A 20,211-nucleotide genomic window follows, 5' to 3' on the forward strand; every position below is an offset into this window, starting at 1 on the left:
CGGCTCCTTACGGGTTGTCGATCCGAGCCGCGTCGGCAAGGTGAGGGTCGTTCAGGGGATAAAGCGGGCTCTTGGACGCCTGGCGCGAGAGCACCCAGGCTCCCACCCCCAGCGGGCCAAGCAACCCGGCGAGGTCGATCCAGCTCGGGTGCGCGCCGTGGTGATCGAGGTTCGGCATGACCAGCCAGTAGAGGTCGACGTAGTGCATCACGAGGAGGAGCACCGACGTCGCGCCGAGGACCAGCGGGTTGCGCTTGCCGTGCCGCGACAGGAGCGTGAGGAACGGCACCACGAAGTGCCCGAACAGGAGGAGCAGGCTCACGGCCTTCCACGAGCCCTCCCAGCGGTGGCGGAAGAAGAGCGTCTCTTCCGGGATGTTGGCGTACCAGATCAGCAGGTACTGCGAGAACGCGATGTAGGCCCAGAACACGACGAAGCCGAAGAGGAGCTTGCCGATGTCGTGCTGGCGCTCGACGCTCCCCAGCGTGCGGAGGCCCGCCTTCGACAGCGCGATCGTGATCAGCGCGAGCAGCGAGAGGGAGCTCGTGGCCGCGCCGGCGAACACGTACACGCCGAAGATGGTCGAGTACCAGTGGGGGTCGAGGCTCATCAGCCAGTCGAACGCCGCGAACGAGAGGGTCAGGGCGAAGACGATGATGGCCGGGGCGCTCGAGGCCCGCATCTTCGCCGTGGGCCGCAGATCCGGGGTCTCGTCCTGCGCGCGCGAGGTCTTGATGAACCACAGCGACAGGCCCGCCCACGCCGCGAGGAAGACCACGGCGCGGATGTAGAAGAAGGTCGGGTTCAGGTACGCCGCCTTCTGGCGGAGGATCTCGTCGTGCGCGGCCTGCTCCCCCATCCAGTGATGGTAGATGTCGTGCGCGAGCACGGCGATCGGGAGGAACAGCACGGCGCACGCGGGCAGGACGCCGCTCACCCACTCCATGTGGCGGCGCGCCGCGGCCGACCAGCGCGCGCGCGTGAGGTGCTGGATGAGCACGAAGAACAGCGCGCCGAGCGCGAGCGTCACCGCCCAGGTGAAGCCGGTGAGGTACGAGAACGCAAAACGCTTCTTGTCGACGACCGCCGCCGCCACCGAGAGCACCCCGCCGGCGACGGCGAGCATCATGCCCCTCGAGACGAGCCGCTGCGCGACCGCCCGATCGAGGACCTTCGCGTCCTCGGTCAGAGCATTTCCGTGGGACTTCATGGAGTTCCGCTCTCCTTCGCGATGTTCCCCCGCTGGCCCTCCGGCACGTCGTCGATGCGCGCGTGCTGGCTGCGCTGCAGCACGCGCACCCACGTGACGATCGCCCACCGGTCCTGGGCCGGGATCTGCTTCCGATAAGCCGGCATGTTCCGCACGCCGTTCGTGATGACGTTGAAGATCTCGCCGTCCGGGAACCCGCGCACCCGGTCGGACGCGAGATCCACCGGCGGCGGGTACCCGCGCTTCACCACCGTGCCCTGCCCGCTCCCGGTCTGGTCGTGGCAGGGCGCGCAGAAGATGTTGAAGCGATCACGACCCCGCCGGAGCAGCGCCTCGTCGACGGTCACGGGCGCCATCGCCAGGAACGTCTCTCCGTCCTTGCCGGTGCGGAAGGCCTCGCTCTCGTCGAGCGAGCCCTGGGCCACCGTGCCCTCGACGAGCGGCCGCATCGCCCGCCCGTCCGGGAACAGCGACGTGCGCTCCTCCGGCTGGAACTTGGGCTGCCAGTCCATGTCGCCGAAGACGTGCACCGGCGGATCGCTGCTCGCCGACCCGCGGCAGCCTGCCAGGACGACGAGGAGGGGAAGACACCAACGTTTCACGAGGAGACCTCCGTGATGCCCTGCGCCCCGAGGCGCTGGAGGAGGTGGCGCGTCTCTGCGCGGTCGAACTTGGGGTCGCTCGCCTCGACGCTCACGAAGAAGGCGTCGTCGGTCGCGCGCGGGAACGAGGGGTGCGCCATGGTCGGGTGGAAGAACGCGGGCAGGCGCGAGATCGCGAACAGCCCGAAGAAGCACGTGAGCGCCGAGAAGAGCACCGTGAGCTCGAAGATGACGGGGACGAAGGCCTGGTACGAGAAGGACGGCTTGCCGCTGATGATCAGCGGGTAGTCGAAGGCCTGCGTGTACCAGGCGAGCAGGATGCCGCTGACGCACCCCGTGATCCCGCCGCAGAGCACGAACCACGGCAGGCGAGACGGCTTGAGCCCCATCGCCTTCTCCAGCCCGTGCACGGGGAAGGGCGTGTGGGCGTCGAAGCGGCTGTACCCAGCGTCGCGGAGCGCCTCGCACGCGTGATAGATGTCCTTCGGGGTCGTGAAATACCCCATGAGCGCGAACGGGGCCGTGGCCTCGGCCGCCTCCTGGGGAGCCTCCTGCCCGGCCTTCTGCTCCGCCCCGCGGGCCTCCGCGCGCGCGGCCTGCCCCGCCGAGGCGGACTGGCCCTCGCGCGCGGAGCCCTTGTGCCCCCTGGCCTCGTCGGCCGAGGCGGGCTCCCCGGAGCGCTTCTGGCTCGGAGGGTCGCTATCAAGCTGCATGATGAGCCTCCTCTTTGCTGTGCGAGCCGTGCGGATCGGCGGCCGGCGTGACCCCCTTCACCTCGCTGATCGCGACCATCGGCAGGTAGCGGACGAACAGCAGAAAGAGCGTGAAGAAGAGGCCGAACGTGCCGAAGAACGTCGAGATGTCCCAGATGGTCGGGCGGAAGTAGGTCCAGCTGGAGGGGAGGAAGTCCCGGTGGAGGCTCGTCACGATGATGACGAAGCGCTCGAACCACATCCCGATGTTGACCAGGATCGAGATCACGAACATCGCGGGGATGCTGGTGCGCACCTTCTTGAACCAGAAGAGCTGCGGGAAGATCACGTTGCAGCTCACCATCGTCCAGTAGGCCCAGGCGTACGGGCCGAGGATGCGGTTCGCGAAGGCGAACCGCTCGTAGCCGTTGCCGCTGTACCACGCGATGAAGAGCTCCATGCCGTACGCGTAACCGACCATGGTGCCCGTCGCTACGATCACCTTGTTCATGTTCTCGAGGTGCCGGACGGTGATGAGCCCCTCGAGGCCGAACACCTTGCGCGCGAACACCATCAGCGTGACGACCATCGCGAAGCCGCTGAAGATGGCGCCCGCGACGAAGTACGGCGGGAAGATGGTGGTGTGCCAGCCGGGGATGACCGAGACCGCGAAGTCGAAGGAGACGATCGTGTGGACGCTGAGCACGAGCGGCGTCGAGAGCCCGGCGAAGAGGAGGTAGGCGCGCTCGTAATGGAGCCACTGGCGGTGCGAGCCGCGCCACCCGAGCGAGAGGATCCCGTAGACGATCTGCTTCGTCCGGGTCGTGGCCCGGTCGCGGAGGGTGGCGACGTCGGGGATGAGCCCGACGTACCAGAAGAGCACCGAGACCGTCGCGTAGGTCGAGACGGCGAAGACGTCCCAGAGCAGCGGGCTCTTGAAGTTCGGCCAGATGCTCATCTGGTTCGGGATCGGGAACAGCCAGTAGGCGAACCAGACCCGGCCGACGTGGGCGACGGGGTAGATCGCGGCGCACGCGACGGCGAAGATCGTCATCGCCTCCGCCGCCCGGTTGATGCTCGTCCTCCACTTCTGGCGGAAGAGGAAGAGGATGGCGCTGATCAGCGTGCCGGCGTGGCCGATACCGACCCAGAACACGAAGCCGGTGATGTCCCACGCCCAGTTGACCGTGGTGTTCAGACCCCAGATGCCGAGGCCCTTCCCGATGAGGTGGGCGAGCGAGCCCGCCAGGATCATCAGGATGCTGAGGGCGAGGCACAGCAAGATGAACCACCCCGAGGGCGCCTTGCCGTGCACGATGTTGGAGATCTTGTCGGTGATCGAACGGAAGTCGTCCTTGCCCTGGACGAGCGGGACCTCATCCAAGAGGGCGGCGCGCTCGGACATCCGGGGGTGGTCGACCTGGAGGGGTGCAGTGGCGCTCATACGTCGGCGAGCTCCGGATTCTTGTTGCGGATCTTGGCGAGGTAGGTGACGCGCGGCTTGGTGTTGATCTCGTCGAGCATCCTGTAGCCGCGCGGGCTCGCGGACGCCGTGGAGACCTTGCTCCCCGCGTCGTTGAGGTCGCCGAAGACGATGGCCTGCGTCGGGCACGCGCCCTGGCACGCGGTCACGACCTCGCCGTCCTTCACGTGCTCACGCCCCTCCCGCTTGGCCTCGATCTTGGCGTGGTTGATGCGCTGCACGCAGAAGGTGCACTTCTCCATGACGCCCCGTGACCGGACGGTGACGTTGGGGTTGAACTGCATCTTCCGCGACTCCGCGTGGCCCTCGTTGTACTCGAAGTAGTTGAAGCGCCGGACCTTGTACGGGCAGTTGTTGGCGCAGTACTTCGTGCCGACGCACCGGTTGTACGCCATGTCGTTGAGCCCCTCGGGGCTGTGGACCGTGGCGGCGACCGGGCACACCTGCTCGCACGGCGCGTTCTCGCAGTGCTGGCAGGGGAGCGGCTGCGCGATGCTCTCCGGCTCGTCCGTGTCCGTGCCCTCGAAGTAGCGGTCGATCCGGATCCAGTGCATCTCGCGGGTCATCCGCACGCCGTCGGCGCCCACGATGGGGATGTTGTTCTCGGCCTGGCAGGCCACGACGCACGCGTTGCAGCCGATGCAGGCGTTGAGGTCGATGCTCATGCCCCAGGCGTGCCCCCGCCGGCTGTTCGGCTCCTTGAAGAGGCTGAAGAGCTGCGGGACGTGGGACTGCTTCTTGGCGAACTCCGGATCCTTCTCGAACTCGGCGAGCGTCCCCTCGCGCGCGAGCGGGCGGCCCTCCATGACGAAGTGCTCCTGCGTGCGCGCGAGCTCCACCGCCTGGCCGGTCTTCTCGACCGAGAAGCCGCCGGCGAGGTCGAAGGCGTCGCTCTTGCGGAGCGGGACCGTGTCGACGCCGACGCCGCGCCCGACCCGGAGCGCCGCGCGCCGCCCCTGGCCCACGCTGATGGCCAGCGAGTCGTCCGCCTGCCCCGGCGCGACGATGACGGGGATCCGGACCGAGGCCCCGCTCCCCGACAGCGTCACGACGTCGCCGTCCTTCAGGTTGAGCCGCGCCGCCGTCGACGGCGAGATCTCCGCGACGTTGCCCCACGTGAGCTTGTGCATCGGGTCGGGCAGCTCCTGGAGCCACCCGTTGTTCGCGAACCGCCCGTCCCAGGCGTGCACGTCGGGCCGGAAGGTCACCTCCAGCCCCTCGGCCGCCACGGGCGTGAACGCCTGCAGCGCGGCGATCGCGGGCTGCGGCGCGGCCGTGACCAGCTCGTCCGCGAGCTGGCTGCCCGCCCACAGGCCGTCGTGCAGCGCGCGGCGGAGATCGCTCTCGGTGCGCGTCGCGCCCTCCGCGGTCAGCCACGTCGCCCGCACGAGGTCGTACGCGCTCCGCGAGCCGCCGAGGAAGAGCTCGATGATCTCGGCGTCGGTCTTGCCGCCGAAGAGCGGCGCGATGAGCGGCTGCACGACGCTGGCGGTGCCGTCCTCGGCCCGCACGTCGCCCCACGACTCCAGCGGGTGGGCGCGGTTCAGGTGCCAGCGGGCGCGCTCGCTCGTCTCGTCGACGTGCGTCGAGGCGTGCACGCTGACCGGGACCTTGGCGAGCGCGTCGGCGAAGCGCGCGTCCGCGGGGGCGTCGAAGACCGGGTTGCCGCCCAGGATGAGCAGCGTCTCGACCTCGCCGCGCTCGATGGAGCGCGCGAGCTCCACGATCGCCTCCGGGCCCTCGCGCGACTCGTCGAACGGCGCGACGTACCGGATCGCCCTGCCGGTGTTGTCGAGGGCGGCGTTGATGAGGTGCGCGACGGCGTGGACCTCCTTCGGCTGCGAGCGCCCGACGACGACCGCGCCCTGGCCGCGGTTCGAGGCGAGGTCGGCCGCGATCGCGGCGACGTACTTCATCGCCTTGGCGTCGAGCCCCTCCGACTTGCCCGAGAGCGCCTTGAGCAGATCCGCGTCGAGCGCGACCCCGCGCTTGCCGAGATCGACCGCGAGCGCGAAGACGAAGGCGGGGATCTTGCGGCTCTGGATGCGGAGCCGGTGATCGGCGGACGCGCCGGTCAGCGAGTACGCGCTCTCGACGGCGTAGAGGCGGTTCATCGCCGCGCCGTCCTTGTCGACCGCGCGGCCCGCCGCGAACCCGCGCGCCTGCTTGACCGGGCTGCCCTCGCTGGCGAGCAGGTCGGCGTCGAGCGCGACGATCACGCGCGCCTTGGCCAGGTCGAGCGTGGTCTCGAGCGGCCGGCCGAACGCGAGCCGCGCGCCCTCCCGCGCGGCGTCGCGCGAGAACGGCTCGTACCGGACGATGCGCGCCTCCGGCAGCGTCTTGCGCAGCTCGGCGAGGCGCGTCGCCAGGGTGGGCGAGCGGTGCGCCTCGGTGAGGATCGTGAGCCCCTTGCCGCCGCGGGCGCGGAGCTTGTCGCCCTCGGCGCGCAGGAACGTCGCGGCGTCGTCCCAGGACTTCTTGGTCCCGGCCTCGCGCGGCGAGTCGCTGCGATCGGGATCGTAGAGGTCGAGGACCGCGGCCTGGGTGTAGATGGTGGTCGCCCCGAGGCTCTCGGGGTGCCGCGGGTTGCCCTCGATCTTGGTGGGCCGCCCCTCGTGGCTCTCGACGAGCACGCCGAACGCGGTGCCCATCATCGGCAGCGCCGTCGCGAAGAAGAGCGGCTGGCCGGGGATGACCTCCTCGGGCGCGCGCGCGTACGGCAGGATCTGCTCCTCGGGCCGGCGGCAGCCGACGAGGCCGCCGAGCGCGAGCGACGCGCCCATGAGGCTGAGGAACGTCCGCCTGCCGACGCCCTCCGGCGGCTCGATGGCGTTCGGAGGGAACTCGCGCCCGAGCGCGTCGACGAAGTCGGGCGAGCCGGCGAGCTCGTTCAAGCTGCGCCAGTAGGTCTTTCCAGAGAGATCCTGGGCGAGGGGGAGGGGGATTCGTTTCATCGGTGGCACCCCGAGCAGTGGAGCGGCGCCTGCACCTGCCGCCCGGAGGTAGTGACCGCGGGGACGCGGTCGTCGTAAGGTTCTGCGTTCGGCGGGGGAGCCCCGGCGCCCGCCACGACGGCCGCCGAGGGCGCCATGTCCATCTTGGTGACGTCGGCGGGATCGCGGAGGTGGGGGCCCGGATTGCGGTGGCAGTCCAGACACCAGCCCATCGAGAGCGGCTGGACCTGTCGGACCTTGTGCATCTGGTCGACTCGTCCGTGACAGCTGACGCAGCCGACCCCCGCAGCGAGGTGCGCTGAATGGTCGAAATAGGCGTAATCGGGCAGGTTGTGGACGCGCACCCAGGGGATGGGTTGATCGGTCGCCCAGCTCTCCTGCACCAGCAGAAGCTTCTCGCTGTCCCGCCGCACCTTGGCGTGGCAGTTCATGCACGTTTCAGTGGGTGGGACGGCGGCGAAGCCGGATACCTCCACGGTGTTGTGACAGTACCGACAGTCCATGCCGAGGTCGCCGGCGTGCAGCTTGTGCGAGTAGTCAACCGGTTGATCCGGCTGATACCCGACCTCGACATGCTTGTTGGTGCCGTAATACCAAAATCCGCCGATCACAGCGGCGCCGAGGGGCAAGACTCCGAAGAGGAGCCCCATCGGGACCACTTTGTTGGCCCATCGGGGAAACAGGAATCGAGCCATAGGAGTTGTAGGGCGTCTGAGCGACGCGCGGGCGCAGTTATGGCCTGCTGGCGGGGTGCGACAAGACGGCAAAGTGCCGCGTGACCGCGGCAGTTTGCCGCAGGGGAGGATCAGGGCCTTCCGGAGCGGCAGTTTGCCGCCTGTTGCGGCAAATTGCCGCGGCTGGCGGGGCTCGCCCTTACCTACAGTGGGCGACACCGGCGCGGAGCCGGGGTGAAAAATGGGCGTGACGCCGCTCCTCCGGGCGCGCCGGGGGAGCGGCGGGCGTCGTCGAGGGGGGGCCTCGGCGAGCGCCGCGTCTTCCGGAGCGCGCTCAGAACACCGGGGTGAACGTACGAGGCGCTCGTTTCTTCCGGAGGCAGCGCGTCGCCCGGCTCATGTAGCAGACGGTGAAGGCCCGCCGCGGGTGGCCGCTCCGGTTCACGGCGGAGCAGTGCCAGAGGTGGTTGTGGATCAGCAGCGCCTCGCCCGCGCGCGCCGGCAGCGCGATCTTGCGGGCGTCCGCGTCGGCGGCGCGCATGCGCTCGCCCGGGATGAGCCCGCCGAGCGGCGTCGCGAGCCCGTCGCGGTGGCTGCCCTCCAGCACCTCCACGCACCCGCCGTCCACGGGCGCGTCGTCGAGCGCCGTCCAGATCTGCAGCTCGGGGTCGCGATCCAGCCCCCAGTAGCTGCCCCCGTCCTGATGCCAGGGCAGCGGCGTCCCTCCGGACGCGGCCTTGTTGAAGAGCACGGCCCGGTAGATCGAGATCTCCCCCGGGATGAGCGACCGCGCGATCCGCTCGAAGAGCGGGTTCTCGATCCACGCGAGGAACAGCGGGTCCTTCTCGAGCTTCTCGAGCTTCCGGTACGACGTGCTCGGCCCCTGGTACCCCTTCCCGTAAGGAAGATCCTTGTAGCGACCCGAGCCCGCGTCGAGCTGGAAGAAGAGGCCGGGGTACGTCACCCGCCCGAGCATCAGATCGTCCGAGCGCGCGCGGAGCGCCTCGAGCCCCGCGTCGTTCATCACGCGCCCGAGCCGGGCGTAGCCGCGGGCAGCGTAGTCGGAGAGCGGGCCCGCCAGATCGAGCGCCCTGGCCTCGGGCAGCAGGAAGTCCATCATCGCGCGCATCGCGCGCATCGCGCGTAGCTCGCGTCCGTCCCGAGGTGATCGCCGTAGAGCGCGTCCATGCGCCGCACCGCCTCCGGCGAGAGCGGGCGCCTCACCGCGTCGGCGGCCGCGTCGAGGTGCTCGGCCCGGCTCGGACCGACCACGATGGAATCCACCACGTCCCGCCCCGCGAGCCAGGCATAGGACAGCGTGAGCAGGCTCATCCCCTCGTCCGCCGCCACGGCCGCGTAGCGCCTCGCGAGGTCGAACATGCGCCCGCTCCAGTACCGGCGCTGGTAGAGGCGGTTGCCCTCGAAGCGGGAGCCCGCCTGCGCCGCGTCCGGCCCGGCGTGCCGCCCCGAGAGCAGCCCGCCCGCGAGCGGGTTGTACACCGCGGTGGGCAGCGCATAGCGCCGCGCGAACGCGGCATACTCGACGTCGAGCTGGCGGATCAGCGCGTTGTAGAGCACCTGCGAGACCGCGGGCCGCGGCTCCCCGGTGGCGTCGCGGCGCGCGATGATCTCCAGGATCTGCCAGGAGGCGTGGTTGCTGACCCCGTAGCGCAGGATCTTCCCCTGCTCGAGCAGGGTGTCGAGCGCCGAGAGCGTCTCCTCGACGGGTGTCTCCGGGTCCGGCGCGTGGAGGTAGTAGACGTCGACGCGGTCGGTGCCGAGGCGCCCGAGGCTCTCCTCGAGGGCGCGGATCACCTGCTCCCGGCCGAGGCCCTCGGCCTTGCCCCGGATCCGGCGCAGCCCGACCTTGGTGGCGATCTGCGCCTGGTCCCGCCGGCCCCGGAGCGCGCGGCCGAGGATCCGCTCGGACGCGCCGTCCTGGTAGAGGTTCGCCGTGTCGAACGCGGTGATCCCCCGATCGAGCGCGCGGTGGACGATGCGCTCGGCCTCGTCGGGCGGGGTGCGGCCGCCGAAGTTCATCGTCCCGACGACGATCCCGGGCGGCGCGCCCGGGCGCCGCTTCGCCGTCATGCAAGCCTCGACCTCGGCGATCACGCCCCGCTCCTCACACCCGCGCGATGAGCAGCGCGAGCACGTACACGATCGGCCACACCAGCCACAGCGTGCTCATGCGCCGCCAGCCCTGCCGGAAGCCGTACATCGGCGCGAGCGGCGGCACCACCAGCGCGACGAGCCCGCGCCAGCGGGGCTGGCTCCGGAGGAGGAGCCGCGCCGCCAGCGCGACGTGGACGGTCACCCACGTGGCGAACGCCAGGATGAGCGTCGCGGTCGCCGCGATGTCCTTCACGGGCCCGTTCACGGGGCGAAGCCTAGCGTCATCGCGGCGCCCCGCTGCTGGAAATCCGCGACCCAGGGGAGCGCGGGCGACCCGCCGCGCGCTCCCCGCGCCGCCGCTCTGTCGCGCTTCGAAATCCGGGCTAAGCTTGGGGCCGTGCCTCTGCGTGACAATCCGTGTTTTCGTCCGGGTTCCTTCCTCGTTGCGCGCGCCGCCCCGCTCGCGAGCCGCTGCGGGGCAGCGCTCGCGGGCGCCGTCCGCGCCCTCGTCGATCGCGAGGGGCGCCTGATCCCCCTGAGCCTGCTCGCCGGCGCGGTGTGCAGCGTCGCTGTCGGCCTCGGCGCGGCGCACGCGATCTCCACGCCGCCCGATACCCTGCCCGTCTCCGAGGTGAAGCCGGGTATGAAGGGATACGGCCTCACCGTGTTCTCCGGCACCACGCCCGAGAAGTTCGATGTCGAGGTCATCTCGACCCTGCGCAACTTCCGCCCCAACCAGGACCTCATCCTGATCAAGACCCAGCACCCGCGCCTCGAGGTCGCCCGCACCGTGGCCGGGATGAGCGGCAGTCCGATTTACGTGAACGGCAAGATGATCGGCGCCTACGCCTACGGCTGGCTCTTCGGGGCGGAGGCGATCGCCGGCGTCACCCCGATCAAGTCGATGCTCGACGAGCTCGCGCGGCCGCTCCCGAGGAGCATCGCCCCGAGGGGCGGGGCCCCGCTGCCGGCCCCGGTGAGCAGCGCCCGCGGCGCGCCGCCGCGCACCGCCGCCCTCTCGGGGCTCCGCGGGGGCCACGCCTTCCGGGGGGCCATCGACGCCTACGATCTCGCGGGCCACGCCGGCCAGATCGCGGCGCGCGTCGCGCCGGCCATCGCCCCGCCCGCGTCGACGGGCCTCGCGCGCGCCTCGACGCCGGTGATGCTCGGGGGGCTCGGGGGGACGTCGCTGCGCATCGCGAGCGACCTGCTCGGCCCCATGGGGCTCGATCCGCTGCAGGCCGGCGGCGGCTCGTCGGCCAACCCGGAGCCCAGCGCGCCGACCCGGTACGTCGACGGCGGGGCGATCGGCGTCGAGCTCGTGCGCGGCGACATCTCCGCCATGGGCATCGGCACGGTCACGCGCGTGGCGGGGGACAAGCTGGTCGCGTTCGGGCACCCGATGATGAACGGCGGCGTCTCCAGCCTGCCCACGGCGATCGCCCGGGTGCACTGGATCCTCGCGAGCCAGAACCGGAGCTTCAAGATCGGCGAGGCGGTGCGGTCGGTCGGCACGCTGGTGAACGACAGACAGGCGGCGATCGTGGTCGACAGCTCGGCGAAGGCGCCGATCTTCCCGATGCGCATCCAGATCGACGGCGTGGAGGGCGCGCCGCACCCGACGTGGAACGTGGACATCGCGCACGACCAGTTCATGGCGCCGGCGTTCGTCTCGATGGCCATCGGCAACGCCGTCGAGGCGACCACGGCCGAGCGGCGCGACATGACCTGGCGGGCGGTGAGCCAGGTGAAGGTCGGGCGCTACGGCACCGTCTCCCTCGTCGACTTCGGCGCCGGCAACGGCACGCCGCTCACCGCGGACGACTTCGTCCGCAGCCGGCTCGTGCGCGCGATGGGCGCCCTCCTCAACAACCCCTGGGAGGACGTCACGATCGAGCGCGTCGACACCCGCGTGAGGGTGACCTTCGACCGCGAGGTCGCCCTGCTGCGCGGGGCCAAGCTGCTCGAGCCGGAGATCGACGCGGGCGCGCCCGCGCGGATCCGCCTGGATCTCCAGCCGCATCACGGCGCCGTCGAGTCGCGCGTCATCGAGGTGCCGGTGCCGCGCGAGCTCGCCGGCAGCCAGGTCGACATCGAGCTCGCGCCCGGCTACGAGGTGGAGCGCCCGATGGCCACGCCGAACAACGTCGCGGAGCTCGTCGCGATGCTGCCGAACCAGCACCACGACGCGGAGAGCGTCGTCGCGACCATCAAGCTCCGGGAGAACGGCGCCGCGTACCGCGGCCAGGTCGCCTCCCGGCTCCCCCCGGGCGCGATGGACACGCTGCGCCCGAGCTCCGCGTCCAACGCGCCCGAGACGTTCGTCGCGCAGGTGCAGGTGCCGATCTCCCTCAAGCGATTCATGGTCGGCAAGGACACCGTGCGCGTCGCCGTCCGACCCATCCTCCGCTGATCTGCCGATCGGCGCCGCCTCCCCGCCCCCTCCTTGCTCCGACCCCCTTCCACCCACTCCATGAGCACCAAGCGCGATTCCACCCGTTCGCCCTCGTCACGCCTCGTCACGACCTCCCTGCGCCGGCTCCTCGCCCTCGCCGCCGCGGCCGGCGCCGCGGGGCTCGTCTCGCCCCCGGCCCACGCCGTGGGCACGCGCAGCTTCCAGCTCCAGTCGCTCGAGGACCTGAAGGGCGGCGATCTCACCGGGGTCAGCGTCGACTCCAATGGCAACGTGCGCGCCGGGCTGACCCTCGGCGCGACGCCGCTGCCCGACGCGACGTCCATCTGGAGCTCCGCGGTGCTGCCGGACGGGACGGTGCTGCTCGGCACGGGCAACGAGGGGAAGATCTACCGCGTGTCGAACGGCCGGGTGACGCTCGCGGCGACCACCGGGCAGATGGCGGTCAGCGCGCTCGCGGTCGCGTTCAACGGCGACGTCATCGCGGGGACGTTCCCCGAGGGCAAGCTCTTCCGCCTGCCCGGCGGCGCCGGCAGCGGCGGGCCGGCGAAGCTCTTCGCCGAGCTCCCCGGGACCGAGGACGTCTGGGGCCTCGCCTACGACCCCAGGGCGAGGGTGCTCTACGCGGCGACCGGCTCCGAGGGGAAGCTGTTCCGCGTCGACGCCGCGGGCAAGGCCCAGGTGTACTTCGACAGCGACGAGCCGCACCTCATGTGCGTCGCGGTCGCGGACGACGGCGCGGTCTACGCGGGGTCGAACGGCAAGGCGCTCCTCTACAAGCTCACGGCGCCGGGGCGCGCGACCGTGCTGTACGACTTCGACGCGGACGACGTGAAGGCGATCGCCATCGCGCCGGGCGACAAGGGCGGCGCCGTGTACGCGATCGCCAACAAGTACCCCGATGCGTTCGCCCCCCCGAAGCGCAACAAGAGCGGGCCTCCGTCGCCGCAGCCGGCGCGCGCGTCGAAGCCCGGCAAGGGCGTGCTCATGCGCTTCGACCGGCGCGGCGTCGCCGAGAAGATGATGAGCGACGACGACACCCACTACGTCTCGCTCGGCCTCGGCGAGGACCTGATGCCCTTCGTCGGGACCGGCGCGGAGGGGCAGCTCTACACGGTGAGCGACAACCACGTGGCGCGGCTCGTCGCCGACACGGACGAGCGGCAGGTCGGCGCGTTCATGATGGCGGGGCGGCGCCGGTTCATCGCCACCACCGACCCCGCGGTGTTCCACGAGGTGAGGGGCGTCGGCGGCGCCTCCGCGGTGTGGACGAGCAAGGTGCTCGACGCCGGGCTGCGGGCCACGTTCGGGCGCCTGACGTGGCGCTCCGACGGCGCGCTGGAGCTCGAGACCCGGAGCGGCAACACCGAGTCGCCGGACAGCACCTGGAGCCCGTGGTCCCCCGCGCTCGCCGCGCCGGGCGACGTGAAGAGCCCGCCCGCGCGCTTCGTGCAGATCCGGGCGCGCTGGAGCCGGGATCCGGGCGCCGTGCTCCGCGAGGTGAAGCTCTCGTTCGTCACCGACAACGCGCGCGCCGTGGTCACGTCGATCGAGGCCGCGCCGAAGGGGCAGCCGAAGCCCTCTCGCTCGAGCCTGCCGCCCTCGGGCGGGGAGGCGCCGAAGCCGGTGAGCGCGCTCCAGATCACGTGGAAGGTCGACAATCCGGACCAGGACGATCTCCGTTATCGCCTCTCGTACCGGATGGAAGGCCAGTCGACCTGGCGCAGCATGCTGAAGCCGGGCGAGAAGGTGACACGCGCCGAGCACGTATGGGACACGACCGCCCTCCCCGAGGGCGAGTACCGCATCCTCGTCGAGGCGAGCGACGAGCTGGCGAACCCGCCCGAGCGCACGCAGCGCCACAGCCTCGAGTCGGGCACCGTCCTGGTCGACAACACGCCGCCGGTGTTCCGGTCGCTCGCGCTGCAGGGGCGACGGCTCACGGGCGAGGTCGCGGACGGGCTCGGCCCCATCGCGCGCATCGAGGTCTCCATCGCCGGCCTGGACGAGTGGCGCCCCATCTTCCCGAGCGATGGAGTGTTCGATGAGCCGGTGGAGCCGTTCAGCGCGGACCTCGGCGCGATCGTACCGCCCGGCTCGCACCTGCTCGCGGTGCGCGCCTACGACAGCGCGGGCAACGTGGTGACGCGCGACATCGAGGCGCGCTAGTGCGTCGTCGTCCCGGTTCGTCCCAGGCTCGTCGCTCGCGGGGCCTGCGCTCCGCCGCCCCTGCTGCGGCCCGCTTGCGCTCCGGCCCCTCCGCGATGAACCAGGGACGACCCCGGGCGACGTGGTGCGCGTCGCGCGCAGGCGATGTGAGCGCGCTCGCCAGCCGGGCGCGGCGCGCGGCGCCCGGCGTGACACGCGCGTCATGGCTGCGCCGGGAGGCCGGCCTGGCGAGGCGCACCCGCCTCGTCGAGCGCCCGCGCCGCGCGCAATAGGATGCCTCCCCACCCATTACCCGCGTGGCCCGAGGGGGCACCCTGGGCCGGCACATTCTGTGAATGCCGGTAGAGGACATGATAAGCTCACTCCGCCTGTGCTCTTCTGGCGGTCATGGAATGAGCTCGCGTCACGCTCTCCTGCTTCGCGGTCTCGCGGCGGTCTCGCTGATCACTGCCTCTGCGTGCGGGGCCGCTGATCGAGCCGACTCGGTGGGAGCGAACGAGTCGGCCGATTGGGACGCCAGCGCGGGCGCGGGCGGAGGCGCCGGTCTCGACGCCCTCACGGGCGGCGGCGGCGGCGGGGGGGGCGTCATTGACGGTGAGCTCACCATCCCGGTGGCCGAGGGCGCACGGGATCCCTACACGCGCTTCGCGCACCTGTGCGGCGAGGGCTGCACGCCGGGGGGCGATCCGGACGGGTGCGCGTCGAGCGGCGGCACCGAGCCGGGGATCCCCGTGCCGCCGACGGCGTCGACGCTGCACTGCCAGCTGGTGCTCGCCGACGGCGACGCGGCTCCGCGCTGCGGGCCGGTGGGGCGCTTCGCGGCGGGCGGTCCTTGCCAGACGGCCGCCGACTGCGGGGCCGGCCTGGGCTGCGTGGCGGCGGAGGGGCAGGGCGGCGTATGTCGCCAGTACTGCTGCGGCAGCGTGGAGAGCTGCGATCGTGGGACGTACTGCGCGGAGCGGCCGATGGCCGAGTCGGTCGGCGAGGAGAGCGCCCGGGTCTCGATCCCGGTCTGTGTTCCCGCGGTGAACTGCGAGCTCCTGAACGATAGCGTCTGCCCGGTGGGCCTCACCTGCACGATCGTCCGCGAGGACGGGACGACGAGCTGCGTGGTGCCCGGCGCCGGGCGAGCGGACGAGCCGTGCCCCTGTGCGCCCGGGTTCGTGTGCTCGATGCTGACGAACAAGTGCAAGCGGCTCTGCCGCATCGACGGGGGGGCGCAAGACTGCGGCACGGGCGCCAAGTGTCAGGGCGGCAGCACGGTCTACCCTCCCGGGTTCGGCGTCTGCGTCGGCGGCTCGTACTAGCGTTTCGCGCGTCGTGGCCGTGCGGACGCCGGCCCGCGCCGGGCGCTCGGCGCGTCGCGCGGGGCCTCCTCGCCGGCCGAGGCCGCTCCGTTAAAAAACGTTGTCGCGCCCCGATCCCGTGCGGTCGGGGCGGCGAGCGCGCCCTGCCGTGGTCATGCTGGGGGTCGTGCAGCGGCCGCTCCTCCCCTTCGTTCTCTTCCTCGGCATCTTCAGCGCCATCGTGGCAGGCGTTCACTACTACCTCTGGCAGCGCCTGATCCGCGCGCCGGAGCTCGGCCCGACATGGCAACGCGTCGGCAGCGTGGCCCTCTGGGGGCTCGCGTCGCTGGTGCCGCTCGGCCTCGTCCTCTCGCGTGCGCTGCCCCGGCCCATCGCCGGCGTCGTCGCCGGCGTCGTCTACACCTGGGTCGGGCTCGCCGTCCTGCTCTTCTTCCTGCTGCTCACCTCGGAGCTCGTTCGCCTCGGCGCCCACGGCGTCACGGCGCTCCTGGACCGGCCGCTCGACGGCGACCGCCGCACGTTCCTGTCGCGCGCGATCGCGGGCGCCGCCGGGGTGCTCGCCATGGGCCTCGGCATCACCGGCGCCGCGAGCGCCCTCGGCGAGGTCGCCGTGCGGCCCGTGCGCGTCCGCCTCCGCCGCCTCCCCCGGGCGATGTCGGGCTTTCGCGTGGTCCAGCTCACCGATCTCCACATCGGTCCGACGATAGGGCGAGAGTGGCTCGAGCGCGTCGTCGCGCGCGTGAACGCCCTCGAGCCGGATGTCGTTGCGATCACCGGAGATCTCGTCGACGGCTCCGTCGAGGAGCTCCGCGAGCACACCGCGCCCCTCGCCGATCTGCGCGCCAGGCACGGGGTCTTCTTCGTGACGGGCAATCACGAGTACTACTCGGGCATCGACGCGTGGGTCGCGGAGCTCGGGCGGCTCGGCGTGCGGGTGCTCCGCAACGAGCGCGTCTCGATCGGCCATGGCGAGCACAGCTTCGACCTGGCCGGCGTGGACGACTGGAGCGCGAGGGGCATGGGCCGCGGCCATGGCCCCGATCTCGCGCGCGCCCTCGCGGGGCGCGATCCGGCGCGGGAGCTCGTGCTCCTCGCGCATCAGCCCAAGCAGATCCTGGAGGCCGAGCGGATGGGCGTCGGCCTCCAGCTCAGCGGCCACACCCACGGCGGCCAGATCTTTCCCTGGGGCCTGTTCGTGCGGCTCGATCAGCCGTACGTGGCCGGGCTGTCGTGGCACGGCCAGAGCCAGATCTACGTGAGCCGCGGGACGGGCTACTGGGGGCCGCCGATGCGCGTCGGCGCGCCGTCCGAGATCACGCTGATCGAGCTCGAGGGCGCCGCGCTGACCGAGGCCGTCGCGTAGCGCGGCGGCTCACTCCGGGGGCAGCGCCGGGCGCCGCTCGCAGTCGATGACCGGCGCCGGGTAGCTGGTCGGATCGGTGATGCGGTCCATGGCGAACGTCGAATCCGCGAGGTCCAGGCGGAGCGGCCTCGCCACGGTGCCGGTCACGTCGCCGCAGACGAAGTCCGCGGGCGCGCAGAGCGAGCCGGTCAGCGTGATGGTGGCCTCCAGATCGCTGCCCGAGATCGGGTTGGCGTTGCCCGGCACGGTGATCGTGGGCAGCGCCGCGGTGAACGCCCCGTCGGCGCCGGCCTCGTAGGGCCCGACGTCGACCGGCGTGCCCGTGGGCGTCCTGCGATCGGCGGCCTCGAGCGGCTGGAAACGCAGCGAGAAGCCGAGCCCGCCGTCCCTCGCCTCGGTGGCGAGCTTGGCCAGAAAGACGATGGGGGTCCGGGGGCTCAGATAGGCCGAGAGGCTGAAGAGGAAGTCGCCATCGGCAGCGCCTGCCTCCGGCAGCGCGCAGGGGGCGTCGCCGCCCGCGCCACCGCCCTCGCCGGCGCCCTGTCCCTCACGCGCGGCGGTGTCGCGAGCTACGAAGTCCTCGTATCGACCCACCGGATCCGCGCAGCCGACGAGGAGCGCGGCGCAGGGGAGGGCTGCTGAGGCGAGCGAGGTCCGGGCGGAGCGGGAGAAAAGCATTTGACACCGTGCACGAGGTGACATCTGACTTGAGCGGGTCGAGCTCTCCGCGACCCGGTGGGGGTACAACCCTACCATGCAGTGTCCATAGCAGTCGCCGCGCTCCTCTCCGAACCGGAGTCACCCCTTGGCCATGCCCATCGACCGGCACTGTCTCGCGCTCTCCGTCGGCCTCCTCGGCGGCCTTGTCTGGACCGGGCCCGCGCTCGCCGGCGGCTTCGCGACCGCGCGATTCGGCGGCGAGCACGGCAATCCGATCACCAGCAACCCGACCGCGATCTACTACAACCCCGCGGGCATCGCCGAGAGCGAGGGCATTCACCTGTTCCTGGACGGAAATCTCGCGATCCGCGCTGCCTCGTACACGCATGCGCTGGTGGCGTCCGACGACGCGACGGTTCCGGAGGCGAACGCGGGGGAGGCGAGCCTGCTCAACCTGGCCGCCTCCCCGATGCTCGGCGTGTCGGCCAGGCTGGGCGACGTGGCGCTCGGAGCGGGCGTCTACGTGCCTTTCGGCGGCGCGGCGTCCTGGGACAGGAACGAGGCCTACGCTGGCGGCGGCGAGCTCGCCGGGCCGGTCGACGGCGTGCAGCGCTGGCATTCCATCGAGTCCTCGCTCCAGGCGATGTTCTTCTCGGTCGCCGCCGCCTATAAAATCCCGGCGATCCGGCTCAGCGTCGGCGCGTCGGGGAACCTGATCCGGACCGAGGTGAGCACCGTCCGCGCCCGCAATGCGGCGGGCGACAACCTCCTCGCCACCGAGGGGCGCTCGCTGCTCGAGGTGAGCGGCCTGCACGCGAGCTTCGGCGTCGGTGCGCTGCTCGAGGCGATGCCGCGGCGGCTCTGGATCGGCGCCTCGTACCAGTCGCGGCCGAACGTCACGGGGGGCGAGACGCTCGAGGGCACGCTCACCAACCGCTTCAACGGCGTGTCCAGCGCCCCGGACGACGTCGCGCTGCACCAGGGCCTGCCCGACATCGTGCGGCTCGGCGCCCGCTTCGTCCCGGCGGACGGCGTGGAGGTCCGGCTCTTCGGGGACTGGACGCGGTGGAGCTCGATGGAAAACCAGTGCCTCACCGAGGTGGGCGCGGCGTGCGAGATCAACGAGGACGGCTCCGCCACCGACGATGCGGGCGTCGTGCAGAACATCGCCCGCCGCTGGAACGACACGTTCGGCGTGCGCGCGGGCGTCAGCTACTGGCCGCGGCCGGCGATCGAGCTCTTCGGCGGGCTCGGGTACGACTCCAACGCTGTCCCCGAGGAGACGCTGGATCCGTCGGCCACCGATTTCCACGATGTCTCGGTCGCCGTGGGAGGGCGCTTCCAGCTCGCGGAGCGGCTGCACCTCGCGGCGTCGTACACGCACCTGTTCTATGTCAGCCGCGACACGACGGGGCAGAGCATCTCTGCGGGCCTCGCGGGCAAGTCGAGGGCGCCCGACTCCGGAGGGATCTACGCGCAGACCATCGGCGTGCTCAACCTCAACCTCGACATCCCCTTCTAGAAAGGCGGGCCCCCGCTTCGGATACGGGCCCATCTCGGCGTTTTCGGTGCTCAGCGCACAGGAGTGCGCTTCCGCGCCGAAAACGCCGATCTGGGCCCGTCTCCTGTGCGGGGGACCGCCGCATGCGGCCCTGTACCAGAAAAAGCGGGAGAGGGGCCGCCGCTATCCGGTGCTGTACCAGAAGCGGGGGGAACTGAGGCGCCTCAGCGCTCGCTGCGTCGGGCCCGGCGCAGCAGGCTGAAGATGCGCGCCCCCAGCTCTGGGGCGCGGAAAGGCTTCACCATGTAATCGTCGGCACCGCAGGCGAAGGCGTACACCATGTCCTGCGATGAGGCGTTCGCCGTCAGGAAGAGGACCGGCAGGTCGCGGAGCGCCGGCTCCTGCCGCAGCGCTCGGCAGAGGTCGGTGCCGGACATCCTCGGGAGGTTCCAGTCGAGGACCACGAGATCGAAGGGCGCGCGGCGGAGGTGCTCCAGCGCGTCTTCCGCGCTGGCCGCGGTGACGACGACGAGCTCGACGGCCTCGAGCATCGTCGAGACCATCTCGCGGATGTCCGGATCGTCGTCGACGACGAGGACCCGCGACCCGTTGCCCCTGAGCCGAGGCGGCGCGGGGCGGGATGGCGTCCGGCCCGCGGGGCCTTTGCTTTGGACGCCGGCCCACGCCGCGGGCCTGGGGGCGTCCGCGGGCCGGAGCAACGTCGCCCCGTCGGTGTCGGGGATCGACCCGGGGCGCGTCGCCTCCGTCCGTGCGAAGTGGGCGAGCCGGCGCCAGTCGCGCGGCTCGAACGTGAGGCGCGCCCCCTCCGGGGAGACGGAAGCGCACGCCGCGGCCGACGTGGCGCGGCGGTGTTCGCCGAGCTCGAAGAGGGCGAGCACCCACTCGCCATCCGCGACGACCTCGCCCACGGGCAGGCCGAGCTCGAGGTCGCCCTCCTCGGGATCGCAGACAATTCGTTCGAACTGCCGCAGATCCGGGAAGCGGTAGAGGACGCTTCGCACGGCATGAACCTACAGCCGCGCTAGCATCTCGCAAAGGGTCCGACTA

Annotated in this window: 16 protein-coding genes; 5 read left to right on the forward strand and 11 right to left on the reverse strand. The window is 71.5% G+C overall.

Features of this window, described 5'->3' with window-relative positions; translation table 11 throughout:
* Window positions 1-7: 7 nt before the first annotated feature.
* The 9 genes from WMF31_RS03740 to WMF31_RS03780 all read right to left on the reverse strand — a co-directional run bounded on the left by WMF31_RS03740 (window position 8) and on the right by WMF31_RS03780 (window position 9,995).
* Entirely contained in the window at window positions 8-1,210 is a 1,203-nt protein-coding gene (locus WMF31_RS03740) for a hypothetical protein (RefSeq protein WP_436600615.1), read from the reverse strand.
* The gene (locus WMF31_RS03745) at window positions 1,207-1,812 is read right to left on the reverse strand and encodes a c-type cytochrome (protein WP_436600616.1); all 606 of its coding nucleotides are present in this window, start codon (window positions 1,810-1,812) and stop codon (window positions 1,207-1,209) included. Before WMF31_RS03745 ends, WMF31_RS03740 begins: the two co-directional genes overlap by 4 nt.
* A complete protein-coding gene (locus WMF31_RS03750) occupies window positions 1,809-2,525 on the reverse strand; it encodes a DUF3341 domain-containing protein (protein ID WP_436600617.1) in 717 nt (238 codons plus the stop codon). The genes WMF31_RS03745 and WMF31_RS03750 overlap by 4 nt, the downstream gene beginning before the upstream one ends.
* Window positions 2,515-3,948 (reverse strand): NrfD/PsrC family molybdoenzyme membrane anchor subunit, encoded by a 1,434-nt coding sequence (gene nrfD / locus WMF31_RS03755; protein WP_436600618.1) that lies wholly within the window; start codon window positions 3,946-3,948, stop codon window positions 2,515-2,517. The genes WMF31_RS03750 and nrfD overlap by 11 nt, the downstream gene beginning before the upstream one ends.
* Entirely contained in the window at window positions 3,945-6,941 is a 2,997-nt protein-coding gene (locus WMF31_RS03760; RefSeq protein ID WP_436600619.1) for a TAT-variant-translocated molybdopterin oxidoreductase, read from the reverse strand. Before WMF31_RS03760 ends, nrfD begins: the two co-directional genes overlap by 4 nt.
* Window positions 6,938-7,591 (reverse strand): cytochrome c3 family protein, encoded by a 654-nt coding sequence (locus WMF31_RS03765; protein ID WP_242515467.1) that lies wholly within the window; start codon window positions 7,589-7,591, stop codon window positions 6,938-6,940. Before WMF31_RS03765 ends, WMF31_RS03760 begins: the two co-directional genes overlap by 4 nt.
* Before the next feature lie 358 nt (window positions 7,592-7,949).
* Window positions 7,950-8,744 carry a phytanoyl-CoA dioxygenase family protein gene (locus WMF31_RS03770; protein ID WP_436606517.1) on the reverse strand — a complete coding sequence of 265 codons (795 nt, stop codon included), beginning with the start codon at window positions 8,742-8,744 and terminating at the stop codon, window positions 7,950-7,952.
* A complete protein-coding gene (locus WMF31_RS03775; RefSeq protein ID WP_436600620.1) occupies window positions 8,732-9,730 on the reverse strand; it encodes an aldo/keto reductase in 999 nt (332 codons plus the stop codon). Before WMF31_RS03775 ends, WMF31_RS03770 begins: the two co-directional genes overlap by 13 nt.
* 10 nt (window positions 9,731-9,740) lie before the next feature.
* On the reverse strand, window positions 9,741-9,995 hold the full coding sequence (locus WMF31_RS03780) for a hypothetical protein (RefSeq protein ID WP_242515465.1): 255 nt from the start codon (window positions 9,993-9,995) through the stop codon (window positions 9,741-9,743).
* 132 nt (window positions 9,996-10,127) lie between these two features.
* On the opposite strand from WMF31_RS03780, the gene WMF31_RS03785 reads away from it, so the two are divergent.
* The 4 genes from WMF31_RS03785 (at window position 10,128) to WMF31_RS03800 (ending at window position 16,982) form a co-directional block, all read left to right on the forward strand.
* The gene (locus WMF31_RS03785) at window positions 10,128-12,143 is read left to right on the forward strand and encodes a SpoIVB peptidase S55 domain-containing protein (RefSeq protein WP_436600621.1); all 2,016 of its coding nucleotides are present in this window, start codon (window positions 10,128-10,130) and stop codon (window positions 12,141-12,143) included.
* A gap of 60 nt (window positions 12,144-12,203) precedes the next feature.
* Window positions 12,204-14,312 carry a hypothetical protein gene (locus WMF31_RS03790; RefSeq protein ID WP_436600622.1) on the forward strand — a complete coding sequence of 703 codons (2,109 nt, stop codon included), beginning with the start codon at window positions 12,204-12,206 and terminating at the stop codon, window positions 14,310-14,312.
* Window positions 14,313-14,797: 485 nt separating this feature from the next.
* Window positions 14,798-15,619, forward strand: a complete 822-nt coding sequence (locus tag WMF31_RS03795) for a hypothetical protein (RefSeq protein WP_436600623.1) — start codon at window positions 14,798-14,800, stop codon at window positions 15,617-15,619.
* 166 nt (window positions 15,620-15,785) lie between these two features.
* On the forward strand, window positions 15,786-16,982 hold the full coding sequence (locus WMF31_RS03800) for a metallophosphoesterase (RefSeq protein ID WP_436600624.1): 1,197 nt from the start codon (window positions 15,786-15,788) through the stop codon (window positions 16,980-16,982).
* 9 nt (window positions 16,983-16,991) lie between these two features.
* Here the strand turns inward: WMF31_RS03800 and WMF31_RS03805 are convergent, their stop codons facing one another.
* Entirely contained in the window at window positions 16,992-17,660 is a 669-nt protein-coding gene (locus WMF31_RS03805) for a hypothetical protein (RefSeq protein ID WP_436600625.1), read from the reverse strand.
* Between the two features lie 133 nt (window positions 17,661-17,793).
* Here WMF31_RS03805 and WMF31_RS03810 point away from each other — a divergent pair, with 133 nt between their 5' ends.
* On the forward strand, window positions 17,794-19,164 hold the full coding sequence (locus WMF31_RS03810; RefSeq protein WP_436606518.1) for an OmpP1/FadL family transporter: 1,371 nt from the start codon (window positions 17,794-17,796) through the stop codon (window positions 19,162-19,164).
* A gap of 203 nt (window positions 19,165-19,367) precedes the next feature.
* On the opposite strand, the gene WMF31_RS03815 is transcribed toward WMF31_RS03810, so the two are convergent.
* Entirely contained in the window at window positions 19,368-20,165 is a 798-nt protein-coding gene (locus tag WMF31_RS03815) for a response regulator transcription factor (RefSeq protein WP_436600626.1), read from the reverse strand.
* Window positions 20,166-20,211: the final 46 nt, after the last annotated feature.

It is taken from the genome of Sorangium sp. So ce1036 (assembly GCF_051369805.1).
GTDB classification, from domain to species: domain Bacteria; phylum Myxococcota_A; class Polyangia; order Polyangiales; family Polyangiaceae; genus Sorangium; species Sorangium cellulosum_F.

Bases quoted from the DNA above. Each gene is read 5' to 3' on its own strand.
- WMF31_RS03740 (WP_436600615.1), bottom strand. From the start codon at position 1,210: ATGAAGTCCCACGGAAATGCTCTGACCGAGGACGCGAAGGTCCTCGAT.
- WMF31_RS03750 (WP_436600617.1), bottom strand. From the start codon at position 2,525: ATGCAGCTTGATAGCGACCCTCCGAGCCAGAAGCGCTCCGGGGAGCCC.
- nrfD (WP_436600618.1), bottom strand. From the start codon at position 3,948: ATGAGCGCCACTGCACCCCTCCAGGTCGACCACCCCCGGATGTCCGAG.
- WMF31_RS03760 (WP_436600619.1), bottom strand. From the start codon at position 6,941: ATGAAACGAATCCCCCTCCCCCTCGCCCAGGATCTCTCTGGAAAGACC.
- WMF31_RS03765 (WP_242515467.1), bottom strand. From the start codon at position 7,591: ATGGGGCTCCTCTTCGGAGTCTTGCCCCTCGGCGCCGCTGTGATCGGC.
- WMF31_RS03770 (WP_436606517.1), bottom strand. From the start codon at position 8,744: ATGCGCGCGATGATGGACTTCCTGCTGCCCGAGGCCAGGGCGCTCGAT.
- WMF31_RS03790 (WP_436600622.1), top strand. From the start codon at position 12,204: ATGAGCACCAAGCGCGATTCCACCCGTTCGCCCTCGTCACGCCTCGTC.
- WMF31_RS03805 (WP_436600625.1), bottom strand. From the start codon at position 17,660: ATGCTTTTCTCCCGCTCCGCCCGGACCTCGCTCGCCTCAGCAGCCCTC.
- WMF31_RS03810 (WP_436606518.1), top strand. From the start codon at position 17,794: ATGCCCATCGACCGGCACTGTCTCGCGCTCTCCGTCGGCCTCCTCGGC.